Annotated in this window: 11 protein-coding genes; 6 read left to right on the plus strand and 5 right to left on the minus strand. The window is 71.9% G+C overall.

Annotation, left to right across the window (positions count from 1 at the left end):
- Positions 1 to 56 precede the first annotated feature (56 nt).
- From qcrC to ACQEUX_RS00540, 4 genes are all read left to right on the plus strand, one after another.
- Entirely contained in the window at positions 57 to 893 is an 837-nt protein-coding gene (gene qcrC, locus ACQEUX_RS00525) for a cytochrome bc1 complex diheme cytochrome c subunit (protein ID WP_433039631.1), read from the plus strand.
- Between the two features lie 64 nt (positions 894 to 957).
- Complete coding sequence (gene qcrA, locus ACQEUX_RS00530; RefSeq protein WP_433039633.1) at positions 958 to 2,046, plus strand: cytochrome bc1 complex Rieske iron-sulfur subunit; 1,089 nt, start codon at positions 958 to 960, stop codon at positions 2,044 to 2,046.
- On the plus strand, positions 2,043 to 3,674 hold the full coding sequence (gene qcrB / locus ACQEUX_RS00535; protein WP_433039635.1) for a cytochrome bc1 complex cytochrome b subunit: 1,632 nt from the start codon (positions 2,043 to 2,045) through the stop codon (positions 3,672 to 3,674). Before qcrA ends, qcrB begins: the two co-directional genes overlap by 4 nt.
- 193 nt (positions 3,675 to 3,867) lie before the next feature.
- The gene (locus tag ACQEUX_RS00540; protein ID WP_433039637.1) at positions 3,868 to 4,557 is read left to right on the plus strand and encodes a DUF4142 domain-containing protein; all 690 of its coding nucleotides are present in this window, start codon (positions 3,868 to 3,870) and stop codon (positions 4,555 to 4,557) included.
- A gap of 99 nt (positions 4,558 to 4,656) precedes the next feature.
- Here ACQEUX_RS00540 and ACQEUX_RS00545 read toward each other — a convergent pair whose 3' ends face one another.
- The 5 genes from ACQEUX_RS00545 to ACQEUX_RS00565 all read right to left on the minus strand — a co-directional run bounded on the left by ACQEUX_RS00545 (position 4,657) and on the right by ACQEUX_RS00565 (position 10,167).
- Positions 4,657 to 4,944, minus strand: a complete 288-nt coding sequence (locus tag ACQEUX_RS00545) for an Lrp/AsnC family transcriptional regulator (protein ID WP_396782740.1) — start codon at positions 4,942 to 4,944, stop codon at positions 4,657 to 4,659.
- A gap of 79 nt (positions 4,945 to 5,023) precedes the next feature.
- A complete protein-coding gene (locus ACQEUX_RS00550) occupies positions 5,024 to 5,893 on the minus strand; it encodes a nucleotidyltransferase family protein (RefSeq protein WP_433039639.1) in 870 nt (289 codons plus the stop codon).
- Positions 5,890 to 6,435: an NUDIX hydrolase gene (locus tag ACQEUX_RS00555; protein ID WP_433039641.1), complete on the minus strand. Its 546-nt coding sequence runs from the start codon at positions 6,433 to 6,435 to the stop codon at positions 5,890 to 5,892. Before ACQEUX_RS00555 ends, ACQEUX_RS00550 begins: the two co-directional genes overlap by 4 nt.
- A gap of 53 nt (positions 6,436 to 6,488) precedes the next feature.
- A complete protein-coding gene (locus tag ACQEUX_RS00560) occupies positions 6,489 to 8,285 on the minus strand; it encodes a RelA/SpoT family protein (RefSeq protein ID WP_433049466.1) in 1,797 nt (598 codons plus the stop codon).
- A 127-nt stretch (positions 8,286 to 8,412) separates the two neighbouring features.
- Complete coding sequence (locus tag ACQEUX_RS00565; RefSeq protein WP_433039643.1) at positions 8,413 to 10,167, minus strand: DEDD exonuclease domain-containing protein; 1,755 nt, start codon at positions 10,165 to 10,167, stop codon at positions 8,413 to 8,415.
- Between the two features lie 127 nt (positions 10,168 to 10,294).
- Between ACQEUX_RS00565 and ACQEUX_RS00570 the strand changes: the two genes are divergently transcribed.
- Positions 10,295 to 11,782: an NYN domain-containing protein gene (locus tag ACQEUX_RS00570; RefSeq protein WP_433039645.1), complete on the plus strand. Its 1,488-nt coding sequence runs from the start codon at positions 10,295 to 10,297 to the stop codon at positions 11,780 to 11,782.
- Positions 11,783 to 12,000: 218 nt separating this feature from the next.
- Positions 12,001 to 12,219, plus strand: a complete 219-nt coding sequence (locus tag ACQEUX_RS00575; RefSeq protein WP_433039647.1) for a hypothetical protein — start codon at positions 12,001 to 12,003, stop codon at positions 12,217 to 12,219.
- The last annotated feature ends 60 nt before the right edge of the window (positions 12,220 to 12,279 follow it).

The following is a 12,279-nucleotide window of genomic DNA, read 5'->3' on the forward strand; positions in this document are numbered from 1 at the left end:
TTCCGCGCTGCTGCTCCGTCCCCTGAGACAGGTCCAACCGGTTAAGGACACCGCTCATGACTTCTGACAACGACCGCCGCCGCGGTCTGCTCGCGCGGTTGCGTGAGCGGCCCGCCGCGCGCAGCAGGGGCCGCCGCCGGCTGGGCGCCGCGGTCCGGCTGATCGCCGCGCTGATGCTCGCCGGCGGTGCCTACACCGTCTTCGCCCCGGGTGCCCAGGCGCAGGACAACCCACAGCTGACCGGCGCCGCCGCCGAGGGCAAGGCGCTGTTCGACGTGAGCTGCGTGACCTGTCACGGCCGCAACGCCCAGGGTGTCGAGGGCCGCGGGCCGAGCCTGATCGGCGTCGGCGCGGCCTCGGTCGAGTTCCAGGTCAGCTCCGGGCGGATGCCGTTGGCCCGCCAGGAGGCCCAGGCGCACCGCAAGCCCCCGCTCTTCACCGACGAGCAGACCCGTCAGCTGGCCCAGTACATCCAGGAGCTCGGCGGCGGTCCGGTCGTGCCCGAGGGCGACGACCTCCGCGAGGGTGGCAACGTCGCGTCCGGCGGTGAGCTGTTCCGGATCAACTGCTCGCAGTGCCACGCGTTCGGTGGTGGCGGCGGTGCCCTCTCCTCGGGCAAGTTCGCCCCGAGCCTGCACCCCGCGACCGACCGCCAGATCTACGCGGCGATGCTGAGTGGCCCGCAGAACATGCCGGTGTTCGGCGACAACCAGCTTCGGCCGGAGCAGAAGGCCGACATCATCGCCTACATCCAGGAGACGCTGAAGCACGACCAGGACCCGGGCGGGTTCAACCTCGGGCGGTACGGCCCGTCCACCGAGGGCCTGGCGATCTTCCTGGTTGGCATCGTGGCGCTCGTCTTCGCCAGCCTGTGGATTGCGGGCAAGTCGTGACCGAGCCGACCATCCGATTCAGTGCTGTGGTGCCGCTCGGCGCCACCCGTAGCGAGGTGACGGCATGAGCACCCACACCGAGCACCAGGCCCCGCAGGGCCGGGAGCCGCTCGACGTGAACGACCCCAAGCTGACCCGGTTCGACATCGTTCGTGAGGGCGCGCGTCGGGACGACATCGAGATCGTCCACTACGAGCCGCAGGTGCTGCCCGGCACCAAGGCGGAGCGTCGGCTGACCCGGGTGGTCGCCGGGTTCTTCCTGATCACCGGTTCGGCGGCGACCGCCTTCCTGGCCATCTACATCTGGTGGCCGTGGCAGTACGAGCCGGGCCGTGGCGGCGACAAGTTCTACACCCCGCTGCTCGGCTTCACCCTCGGCGTGGCGCTGCTCGCCGTCGGCTTCGGCATCCTGACCTGGGGCAAGAAGTTGCTGCCCAAGGAGGTCTCGATCCAGGACCGGCACGAGGGCGCGGTTGACGAGGAAGGCCGCACGATCACCGGCCAGACCATGCTCTACATGGCGGACGAGCTGGGTGTGAAGCGTCGCCCCCTGCTCGGCATCTCGCTGCTGGCCGGCCTCGCGCCGGTCGCCGCGGTCGCCGCGGCGCCGCTGGTCGGCGGTCTGATCTCACAGCCGCACAAGAACAACCAGATGTTCACGACCGGGTTCGCCACGGCCGAGGGCGGCCAGCGGATCCGCCTGGTCCGCGAGGACGGCCGGCCGATCCGGCCGGCGGACATCAGCGCCGGTGGCCAGCTCACCGTGTTCCCGGGCATCGACCACGGCGTGAGCAACAAGCACGCCGACTCGCCGACGCTGCTGATCCACCTCCGGGACTCCGACGCGCAGGAGTCGCGTCGGGCGAACGAGCGGATCGGCCACGGGGACTACATGTGGGGCAACTACGCGGCGTTCTCCAAGATCTGCACGCACGCCGGTTGCCCGGCCAGCCTGTACGAGCAGCAGACCAACCGGCTGCTCTGCCCGTGCCACCAGTCCCAGTTCCTGATCACCGACAACGCCAAGCCCGTCTTCGGCCCTGCCAGCCGGCGGCTGCCGCAGTTGCCGATCGAGGTAGACTCCGAGGGCTTCTTCGTGGCGAAGTCCGACTACACCGAGACCGTCGGGCCTGACTTCTGGGAGCGGCCATGAAGCGTCGAAAGTTTGACCTTGCGGCGACGCCGGGCAAGGCCGCGGTGGGAGTGGACGACCGCTTCGCGGTGGCCACCCCGCTGCGCAAGCTGCTGAACAAGGTCTTCCCGGACCACTGGTCCTTCCTGCTCGGCGAGATCGCGCTGTTCTCGTTCGTCGTGCTGCTGCTGACCGGTGTGTTCCTCACCTTCTTCTTCGAGCCGGCGATGACCGAGGTGGTCTACGACGGCAGCTACGCGCCGTTGCAGGGCACGCCGATGTCCGCCGCGTACGCCTCCAGCCTGGACCTCTCGTTCGACGTCCGCGGCGGTCTGGTGATGCGGCAGATGCACCACTGGGCGGCGCTGCTGTTCATGGCCGCGATCGTCGTGCACATGCTGCGGGTCTTCTTCACCGGCGCCTTCCGCAAGCCGCGTGAGACCAACTGGATCATCGGCTCGCTGCTGTTCTGGGTCGGCTTCCTCGCCGGGTTCACCGGCTACTCGCTGCCGGACGACGGCCTGTCCGGCACCGGCCTGCGGATCGCCTCGGCGATCATGCTCTCCATCCCGGTGATCGGATCCTGGGTCACCTCGTCGATCTTCGGTGGCGAGTTCCCGGGCACGATCATCATCAGCCGGTTCTTCATCGCCCACGTGCTGCTCATCCCGGGTCTGCTGGTCGCGCTGATCAGCGTCCACCTGGGCCTGGTCTTCAAGCAGAAGCACACCCAGTGGCCCGGCCCCGGCCGGACCAACGGCAACGTGGTCGGCGAGCGGATGTTCCCGCGGTACGCGCTCAAGCAGGGCGGCTTCTTCATGGTCGTCTTCGGCGTCATCGCGCTGATGGGCGGTCTGTTCCAGATCAACCCGATCTGGCTGTTCGGTCCGTATGAGGCGTGGGTGGTCTCGGCGGCCAGCCAGCCCGACTGGTACGTCATGTTCCTCGACGGCTCGACCCGACTCATGCCGGCCTGGGAAATCAACATCCCGATCGGTGACGGGTACGTCATTCCGCCGCTGTTCTGGCCGACGGTCGTGCTGCCCGGCATCCTCGTGGGCCTGTCGACGATGTACCCGTTCCTGGAAGCCCGGCACCTCAAGGACCGCAAGAGCCACAACCTGCTCCAGCGTCCCCGCGACGTTCCGGCCCGGACCGCCGTTGGCGCCATGGCCGTCTCCTTCTACATCGTGTTGACGCTCTCCGGTGCCAACGACGTCATCGCCGACAAGTTCCAGATCAGCCTGAACGCGATGACCTGGGCCGGCCGGATCGGTCTGCTGGTGGTCCCGCCCCTGGCGTACTACGTCACGTACCGGCTCTGCCTGGGTCTGCAGCAGCACGACCGGGAGGTGCTCGCGCACGGCGTCGAGACCGGCATCATCCGGCGCCTGCCGGACGGCCGCTTCGTCGAGGTGCACCAGCCGCTCAGCGCGTCGGACGGGCACGCGGACGGTCACGGTGGGCTGGAGTACGTCGGCTGGGTGGTACCGAAGAAGATGAACCGGCTCGGGGCCCTCGGGCCGGCGATCCGAGGCTTCTTCTACCCGATCGAGAAGCCGGTCGAGGCTCCGGTCTCGCCGGGGCACCCGCCGGTCGAGGCCCGGCCCGAGCGCGAGGAGATCGGCAGCGGCGAGAGCCGCCGCTGACCGCCCCATCGCACCGTTACGTGGCGCCCGCCGGATTCCGGCGGGCGCCACGTCGTATCCCGCACCCGCCGCCCATCCGACCAGGAGTCGGACGCCGACGACGGGAACGGTGGACCCCGCGCGACGGGCGATCGCAGGAATAACCCCGGTGAGCCGGGTATCCGTGCGGTCCAACGTCTCAAGGGGGGGAAGCATGTTGGGTATCAAACGCCTCGGCCTGTTGGCCGCGCTGGTACTGGTCGGGGTCGCGCCGGCTGCGGCGGCGCAGGCGGCCGCACAGCCGTCGACGCAGGACACCCAGTATCTGCAGGCGCTGCACCAGGTCAACCTGTTCGAGATCACCGCCGGTGACCTGGCCCAGCAGAAGGGTCAGGACCAGGGGGTCAAGGACCTGGGCGCGATGTTGAAGACCGACCACACCCAGCTGGACCAGACGGTGCAGCAGACCGCGTCCCAGCTCGGGGTGGAACTGCCGAACGAGCCCAGCGCCGATCAGCAGGCGGTCATCGACCAGCTGAACAACGCCAGCGGTGCGGAGTTCGACCGGCTCTGGGTGACCAGTGAGCTGGCCGGCCACGTCCAGGCCATCCAGGCCACCCAGACGGAGATCTCGCAGGGTAGCGAGCAGTCGGTGGTCCAGTTGGCCCAGAACGCCTTGCCGACGCTGCAGGCGCACTACGACGAGCTGGTGCAGCTCGCCAACCAGTTGGGCATCCCGGTCCCGCAGACCAGCGCCAGCGGTACGCCCAGCCCGGGCGGCACCGGCACTGAGTCGCCGGCTCCGGGCGGCACCGGCACCGAGTCGCCGGCTCCGGGTGGCACCACCGAGTCGCCGGCTCCGGGCGGCGGCACCACCGAGACGCCGGCTCCCAGCGAGAGCTGACGTAGCGACAGCAGACGGCCGGTCCACCCACGCGGTGGACCGGCCGCCGTGCGTCCGATGCGGGCCGCCCTGCTACGAGGCCGGTCGCGAGCGGGCCGGTCAGTCGGCGTTGGCCAGGCCGATCGCGAACGCCTCCTCCAGGTCGTGCTGGGAGTAGGCCCGGAACGCGATGTGCGACTCGGTGTTGAGCACGCCCGGCACCTTGGAGATGCTGCCCGCGATGACCTGGGCGATCTGGTCGAACTCGCGGACCCGGACGATGGCGATGAGGTCGACGTGCCCGGCCACCGAGTAGACCTCGCTGACGCCGGGAAGGTTGGCCAGAGTCTCTGCCACCTCGGGGATCGCGTCGGTGGCGCAGTCGATCAGCACGATCGCGGTGATCACGGGACATTTCTCCGTTCGTCGGCGTCGTCGCCCATGCTAGATGTTTCCGCCCGGGCCTGGAGGCGGGAGCCGTCGGGGCTCAGCCGTGCGCGGTGCGGGGCACGGTGAGGTCGTCCCCCGCCCGGATCGCGTCGCGCAGCCGTTCGCCGTCGCGCACGATCGCGCCCGGCCAGACCACCGTGCGCCGTACGTCGCCGTCCACCCGCGCGCCCGCGCCGACCACCGACTCCACGCAGCGCCCGGTCACCGTCGCGGACGGGTCGACGAGGGCGCCGCCGGCCGCGGCGTGCAGATTGGCCGCCAGGTAGTCGGCCGGCGTGCCCGTGTCGTAGAAGGTGCCCGCGTAGGGCACCACCTCCAGGGCGCCCGCCGCCTCGGCCGGGCGCCAGACGGCTCGGACCAGGTCGGAGAAGACGGCCGGCAGATCGCGGACCAGCCGCCAGGGCAGCAGCGAGAAGCCGGTGAAGCAGTGCCCGGCGAAGGTGCCCGGTGCCGCCGGGTCCGCGGCGGGCTGACCGAGCAGACGGACGCTGTGCCCGTCCCAGCCGGCGAGCAGAGCGGCCACGTCCGGGCCCGGGGGAGCCGTCGCGTCGGCGAGGTACGCGTCGGCGTTGCCGACCAGCACCGACCGCCCATCGATCCAGTCCCGCAGGTTGGCCACCCCGCCCGCCGTGCCCAGCGGGTCGCCCGGCTCGACGGACAGGTGCGCACGGTCGCCGACGTGCGCGACCACCTGGTCGCCGAGGTAGCAGGCGTTCACCGCGACCCGTGCGGGACCGACCAGGCCGAGCCCGGCCAGCCGGGCCAACGCCCGGGCCAGCAGTGGCACGTTGCCCACCGGGCAGAGCGCCTTGGGCACCCGCTCGGTGAGCGGACGCAGCCGGGTGCCCTCACCGGCGGCGAGTATCACCGCGCACAGCTCTGCCGGCACGCCAGCCGCGCCGGTCATGGCCTGTTGTCGGGGACCGGTGGCGGGAACTGCCCGGCCAGCGGTCCGATGTCGTAGTAGGCGAGCAGCCGGGCGGTCGGCCAGGTCAGCTTGGGCAGGTCGTCCAGCGGGTGCCAGGCGGCCTCGAAGACCTCCGCGCCGTCAACCGCCAGCTCGGTGCTGGAGGCCGGCACGTCCGCCTCGAAGACCATGTCCACCCAGCCCTTGGCGTGCACGATCGCGTTCGGCACCGCCGGGCGCAGCCGGGACGGGGGGAGCCGGATGCCGGATTCCTCGAACAGCTCGCGGGCCGCGCCCACGACCGGGGCCTCGCCGCGATTCAGCAGACCGGCGGGGAGTGACCAGCCCTTGTTGCCGGGCGGCTGGCGCAGCATCAGCAACCGTCCCGCGCCCGTCGCCTCGGCGTCGCGGACCAGGGTGACCGCGCCAACGATGTACTTGGGCACGGCCAGCCGGACCAGGCGCCGACGCACCGGCAGCGGCAGCCGGTAGAAGGCCTGGTAGAAGACGGCCCGACCGGTGGCGCGGGAACGGGGGATCATGACTTCAGGCTAGTGGTCACGAAAGTTCTTCGGACGCGCTGGGGCCCGCCCGGTCACTGTCGATGGTCGACCAGGTCGATGAGCTGGCGTACCACGGTGTCCGGTTCGATCACCCGGTCGAAGACCGCGACCAGCAGGGTTTCCAGGTCGGGGTAGCCCAGCTCCTCGGAGAGGCGCAGCAGCGGCAGGTCACTGGCGAGGCCCCGGTTGTGCTGGCGCAGGGCGAGCCCGATGGTGGCCCGGCCGAGGCGAACCTTGTCGCTGATCGTGATGCCGGGCTCGGTGTGCTCGGCGAACCACCGGTTGATCTGCATCTGCGCGTGCGGCGACTTGACGAAGCTCAGCCACTCGCGGCGGGGGCCGCGCGGTGCCACACCGGCCTCGAAGCCGTTGTCGCCGTCGTTCTCGGTGAAGATCTCCACCACGTCGCCCTCGTCCAGCTCGGAGCTCAGCGGGGCCAGCCGACCGTTGATCCGGGCGGCGAGGCAGTGGTCGCCCCGTTCGCTGCTCAGCTCGTACGCCAGGTCGACGGGTGTGGCACCGGCCGGCAGCACGACCTGCCGCCCGTCGGCGAAGACCTGGATCTGACCCTCGGCGAGATCGCAGCGCAGCGACTCGAGGAACTGCGCGGGGTCCGCGGCGCCCGGCTCCCAGTCGAGCACCCGGCGCAGCCAGTCCAACTGCTCGGCGCGGGCCGCCGCGCTGCCGCTGCCGCCGGAGCGAGGAAAGCGGAAGTCGGCGGCGATGCCGTACTCGGCCGAGCGGTGCATCTCCTCGGTGCGGATCAGCACCTCCACCGTGCGGTCCTGTGGGCCGCAGACGCTGGTGTGCAGCGAGCGGTAGAGGTTGTTCTTCGGTGAGGCGATGAAGTCCTTGAAACGGCCGGGGATGGGTCGCCAGGTGCCGTGGATCGCGCCCAACGCGGCGTAACAGTCGGTGGCTGGGCCGTCAACCACCACCACGATGCGGGGCAGGTCGTACGGGGCCGTGTGATCGCCGGCGATGGTGTCCTTCCAGATCGAGTAGAGGTGCCGCGGGCGCGGGCTCACCTCGGCGTCGACCCGGCTGCGCTTCAGCGCCACCCGGGCCCGGGTGACCACCGAGTCGAGGTACGCGTCCCAGCCCGGCCGGTCGTGCACGTGCCGGGCCAGCCGTGCGTGCTCGTCGGGCTCCAGGTGCAACAGAACCACGTCGTCCAGCTCACGCTTGAGCGTCTGGATGCCGAGCCGGTCACAGAGCGGGACCAGCACCTCCTGGGTCTTGCGGGCGATCCGTTCTCGCGACGACGCGGAGCGCACCCCGAGGGTGCGCATGTTGTGCAGCCGGTCGGCCAGCTTGATGATCAGCACCCGGACGTCCTTGGCGGCCGCGACGATCATCTTGCGGATCGTCTCCGCCTCGGCGGCCTTGCCGTAGAAGGCCTTGTCGAACTTGGTCACCCCGTCGACCAGGTGGGCCACCTCGCCGCCGAAGTCCTCCGAGAGCGCCTGGAGGGTGTAGCGGGTGTCCTCCACGGTGTCGTGCAGCAACGCCGCGACCAGGGTGGTGGTGTCCATTCCCAGCTCGGCGCAGATCTGCGCCACCGCGAGGGGGTGGGTGATGTACGGCTCCCCGCTCTTGCGGAACTGCCCGCGGTGCATGTTCTCCGCGATCGTGTACGCACGCCGCAGCACCGCGGGGTCGGTGCCGGCGTGGATGCCCCGATGGGTGCGAACCAGTTGGGTCACCGGGTCGGAGTCGGTTGTCGGCCAGCTGAGCAACGACCGCAGCCGACGGGCGAGCGGCAGCTCACCCGGCTGGGTCGGAAGGGCGCCCCCCAGGGCGGCGCCGTGTCCGGCGTCGACGTCCACGAGGGACACCTCCTCACCCCGGCTCCGCGTCGCCGAGGCCCGGCAGCGGGAGCAGGCCCACGAATCGGGCAGGACTGCACTTCTCTAACAGCCTAAGCGAGTCGACGTAGTCCGATCGGTCAGTTGGTCATGAGCGTTCGGTCGAGAGTTGGTGGGACGCGCCGCTCTCGGCCTTCGCCAGCAGGTCACGGAACCGCCCCGCACCACCCACCGGGGAGGACCAACCGGAGGACATCTCGACCAGTCGGGTCTCGGGTCGTTCCAACCAGGACAGGATCCGCTCGGACTCCTCGGCGGTGGCTGCCGGCACCGGGCCGTGCCCGCCCGACACCGTCTCGGCGGTGGCCCGGATGGCGGTCAGCGTGGGCCGCGGATGGACGCCCGGCGGGGACACCCCCGCGCCGGCCAACCGGCCGTGCCGCACCAGCGCCAGCTCCCAGCCGCCCCCGGCGGCCGGCCGGGCCGCGGCCAGCTCGACGATCCCGGTCAGCGCGGCCAGCCGCTGCATCCGCACGGTGGCCCGCAGCACCGCGGCCAGCCGGGACCGCACCACCGCGGCCTCCTCGTAGCGCTGGTCACGGGAGAGCAGGTCGATCCGGGCGAGCAGCGCGTCCACCACCGGCTGCGGATCACTGGTCGTCGCGGTGCGGAAGGGCGCGGCAGCGGTGTCGTCGTACTCCTCAGGGGTGATCTTGTGCTCGCAGGGTGCCGGGCAGCGACCCAGCTCGGCCAGCGCGCAGGCCGGCGTGACGGTGCGCAGCGAGAGCCGGTGCGTGCACTGGCGCAGCGGCACCGCGTCGTGGAAGCCGGCGGCCGCCAGCTCAGCGGCGCGCCGGGAGGTGAACGGCCCGAGGTAGGCGGTGTCGGTGGGGGAGAGGTCGCGGACGATCGAGAGCCGAGGGTACGGACCGTCGGTCAGCTTGAGCCAGACCATCCGCTCCGGGTATTTCGACCGCCGGTTGTACGGCGGGGCGTGCGCGGCGATCAGCCGCAGCTCGCGGACCTCCGCCTCCAACGAGTGCGCGCACTCCACCGCCTCGACCCGCTCGGCCGCGGCCAGCATCTCGGAGATGCGTGCCCGCTTCTCCCCGGCGGTGAAGTAGCTGCGCACCCGGGTCGCGATGTCGCCGGAGGTGCCCACGTAGAGCGGCCGGTCGTCGGCGGCCCGGAAGATGTAGACCCCGGGGACCTTGGGCAGCCCCTCGGCCAGGTGCCGTTTGCGGCGCTGGGTCGGGGTGACCGCCCGGGCGAACTCGATGGCCTCGCCCACCGTGTCCACCCGGTGACCGCCGAGCCGACCGATCAGCCCGTGCAGCACGTCGACCGTGGCCTTCGCGTCGTCCAGGGCCCGGTGGGTGGGCTGGGTGGCGGTGCGGAAGTAGGCGGCCAGGGTGCCCAGCTTGCGGTTGGGCACCTCGTCGCGGGTCAGCACCCGGCGGGCCAGCGCCGCCGTGTCCAGCACTCGGGGGTTGGGCCAGCGGTAGCCGTGCCTCGCGCAGGCGGCCTTGAGGAAACCCACGTCGTACGGGGCGTTGTGGGCGACCAGCACCGCCTCGGCGATGAACTCCAGGAAGCTCGGCAACACCTGCTCGATCGGCGGCGCCGGCACCAGCATCGCCTGGGTGATCCCGGTCAGCACGGTGATGAACGGCGGGATCGGCTGCCCCGGGTTGACCAGGGTGGCCAGCACGCCCAACTGCTCGCCACCGCGCACCTTGACGGCGCCGATCTCGGTGATGCCGCCGCCGTCCGGGGCGCCGCCGGTGGTCTCCAGGTCGACCACCACGAAGGTGGTCGCGTAGAGGGGCAGCGCCGGGTCCACCCCGCCCACCGCCGGGTCGAGACCGGCCAGCGACTCCTGGACGTACTCCGCCTGTGCCATCGGCGGCACGCTAGCGCCCGGGTCCGACACTCCCGTCGCAGCCGTCCCAACCGTCACCATGGGGCTAGGATGAGAGATCGGCTCACTCAACGGGCGGTGGGCCCGGTCGCGGTGGGAGACTTGCCACATGCCCCTCACCGAGCCGTACGACGACCACCTCCCGCAGGAGGATCCGGTCGCCGCGCGTGACGGTGCCGTGGGCGACCCGGCCGGCGCGGCGACCTCACCCGAGCCGGCTGCCGACGGAACCTCACCCGAGCCCGGCGCTGCCGGAACCTCGACCGAGCCGGGCGCCGAGGTGACGATCGAGCCCGAGCCGACCCTGCCTGAGCCGGTCCGGCAGCGGATCGTGACGCTGACCGCCGCCGTGCTGCCCACCCTGCCCGCCGACGAGGTGCCGGTGCCGTTGCGCCGGGTGGCCAAGTTCGCCCCCAACCGACGGGCCCGGCTCGGCGCGCCGGCCATCGCCGCCCAGCTCACCGCCGACCCGCTGTTCCGGCAGCGGGTCACCGCCCGGGTCCTGGCCGACGCCGGGGACCTCGGGGCCGCCGTCGTCGAGGGCACCGCCCCCGCCGCCGCCGACCCGGTCGAGGTCGCCGCGCTGGCCTACCTGGCCCGGCCGCGCGGCTGGCGGGAGCTGATCGACGCCAGCGGTGCGGCCGTGCGCGCCGAGGTGGACAGCGCGGTCGTCGCCGAGCTGGTCCGTGAAGCCGAGCAACGGGCCACCCGCGCCGAGCACGACCGGGCGGTCGCCCGGGTCGAGGCGGAGAAGCTCCGCGACGAGCTGGCCCGCGTCCGGGAGGAACTGGGTCAGCTCCGCGAGGAGTCCCGGCAGGTGGCCCGTACCCTGCGGGAGACCCAGGCTCGCGAGCGTAAGGCCACCGAGCTGCTGGCCACCGAGCGCGGCCGGGCCGCGCGTGCCAGCGCCGACGTGGATGCCGAGCTGCGCCGCGCCCGGGCCCGGCTGGCCGAGGCGGAGGCCGCCGCCGGGGTGGCCCGTGCCAGCGCCAAGGAGGCGCGCTCGGTCGACGACGCCCGGCTCTGGCTGCTGCTGGAGACCATCGGTCAGGCCGCCGTCGGGCTGCGCCGGGAGCTGGCGCTCGACCCGGTCGACAAACTTCCCGCCGATTTCGTCGCCGACGCGTTCGCCGAGCAGCCTGGCACTGCCCCGGCCGGGCCCGCCGCACGTGCCCGCGACACCGACGACCCGGCCCGGCTCGATCAGCTGCTCGCCCTGCCCCGGGCGCACCTGGTGGTGGACGGCTACAACGTCACCAAGCGCGGCTTCGGCGAGATGTCCCTGGAGCAGCAGCGCAAACGCCTGATCACCGGGCTCGGCGGGATCGCCGCGCAGACCGGCGACGAGGTCACTGTGGTCTTCGACGGTGCCGAGCGGATGCACGGGCTGCCGCCCGCGCCGCGCGGCGTACGGGTGCTCTTCTCCCGCAAGGGCGAGACCGCCGACGAGCTGATCCGGCGGCTGGTCCGCGCCGAGCCGGCGGGGCGGCCGGTGGTCGTGGTCTCGTCCGACCGCGAGGTCGCCGACGGGGTACGTCGCCACGGCGCCTACCCGCTGGGTGCCGACTCGTTGCTGCGGCGGCTGGCCCGCTCCTGACCGCACCCACCGTGTGATCGACACGAGTTCCGTGATGTCGGGGTGTCCGGCCGGGCGGGATGGCCCGATTTCATTGAACTGAAGTGGATCTCGCCCCCAAACGGTCGGTCGGACGCGGTTTCTGTCGTACCCGGTGGTTAGCGTCGATGTGACCGACGGTGCTCGGGCGGCGACGACAAGACGCGGGCCGGGCATCTGCGAGCCGATCAGGAGGCGTCATGCTCATCGACTGCGGCGGGTGCGCGAGGCGGGGTGACGGCTGTTCCGACTGCCTGGTGAGTGCCCTGTTCGACGAGACGTCCCCGGCGGCCGGGCTGGTCGCCGCCGAGGTCCAGGCGATCGAGGTGCTCGCCCGCGCCGGCTTCGAGGTGGACGTGCTGGCGGTGCCCGCGCGTCCCGGCGACGCCCGCCGCCGAGCCTCCCGGCGGGTGGCCTGACCGCCACACCGCGCCCGGAGTGGGCTTTTCGTGGGCCAATAGGATGGGCGCTCACGGCGG

Source organism: Micromonospora sp. CA-259024 (assembly GCF_050936255.1).
In the GTDB taxonomy this organism is placed as follows: domain Bacteria; phylum Actinomycetota; class Actinomycetes; order Mycobacteriales; family Micromonosporaceae; genus Micromonospora.

Excerpts from the sequence above, each read along its gene's own strand:
- qcrC (WP_433039631.1), top strand. The coding sequence starts at position 57 with ATGACTTCTGACAACGACCGCCGCCGCGGTCTGCTCGCGCGGTTGCGT.
- ACQEUX_RS00540 (WP_433039637.1), top strand. The coding sequence starts at position 3,868 with ATGTTGGGTATCAAACGCCTCGGCCTGTTGGCCGCGCTGGTACTGGTC.
- ACQEUX_RS00575 (WP_433039647.1), top strand. The coding sequence starts at position 12,001 with ATGCTCATCGACTGCGGCGGGTGCGCGAGGCGGGGTGACGGCTGTTCC.
- qcrA (WP_433039633.1), top strand. The coding sequence starts at position 958 with ATGAGCACCCACACCGAGCACCAGGCCCCGCAGGGCCGGGAGCCGCTC.
- ACQEUX_RS00555 (WP_433039641.1), bottom strand. The coding sequence starts at position 6,435 with ATGATCCCCCGTTCCCGCGCCACCGGTCGGGCCGTCTTCTACCAGGCC.
- ACQEUX_RS00565 (WP_433039643.1), bottom strand. The coding sequence starts at position 10,167 with ATGGCACAGGCGGAGTACGTCCAGGAGTCGCTGGCCGGTCTCGACCCG.
- ACQEUX_RS00570 (WP_433039645.1), top strand. The coding sequence starts at position 10,295 with ATGCCCCTCACCGAGCCGTACGACGACCACCTCCCGCAGGAGGATCCG.
- ACQEUX_RS00550 (WP_433039639.1), bottom strand. The coding sequence starts at position 5,893 with ATGACCGGCGCGGCTGGCGTGCCGGCAGAGCTGTGCGCGGTGATACTC.
- qcrB (WP_433039635.1), top strand. The coding sequence starts at position 2,043 with ATGAAGCGTCGAAAGTTTGACCTTGCGGCGACGCCGGGCAAGGCCGCG.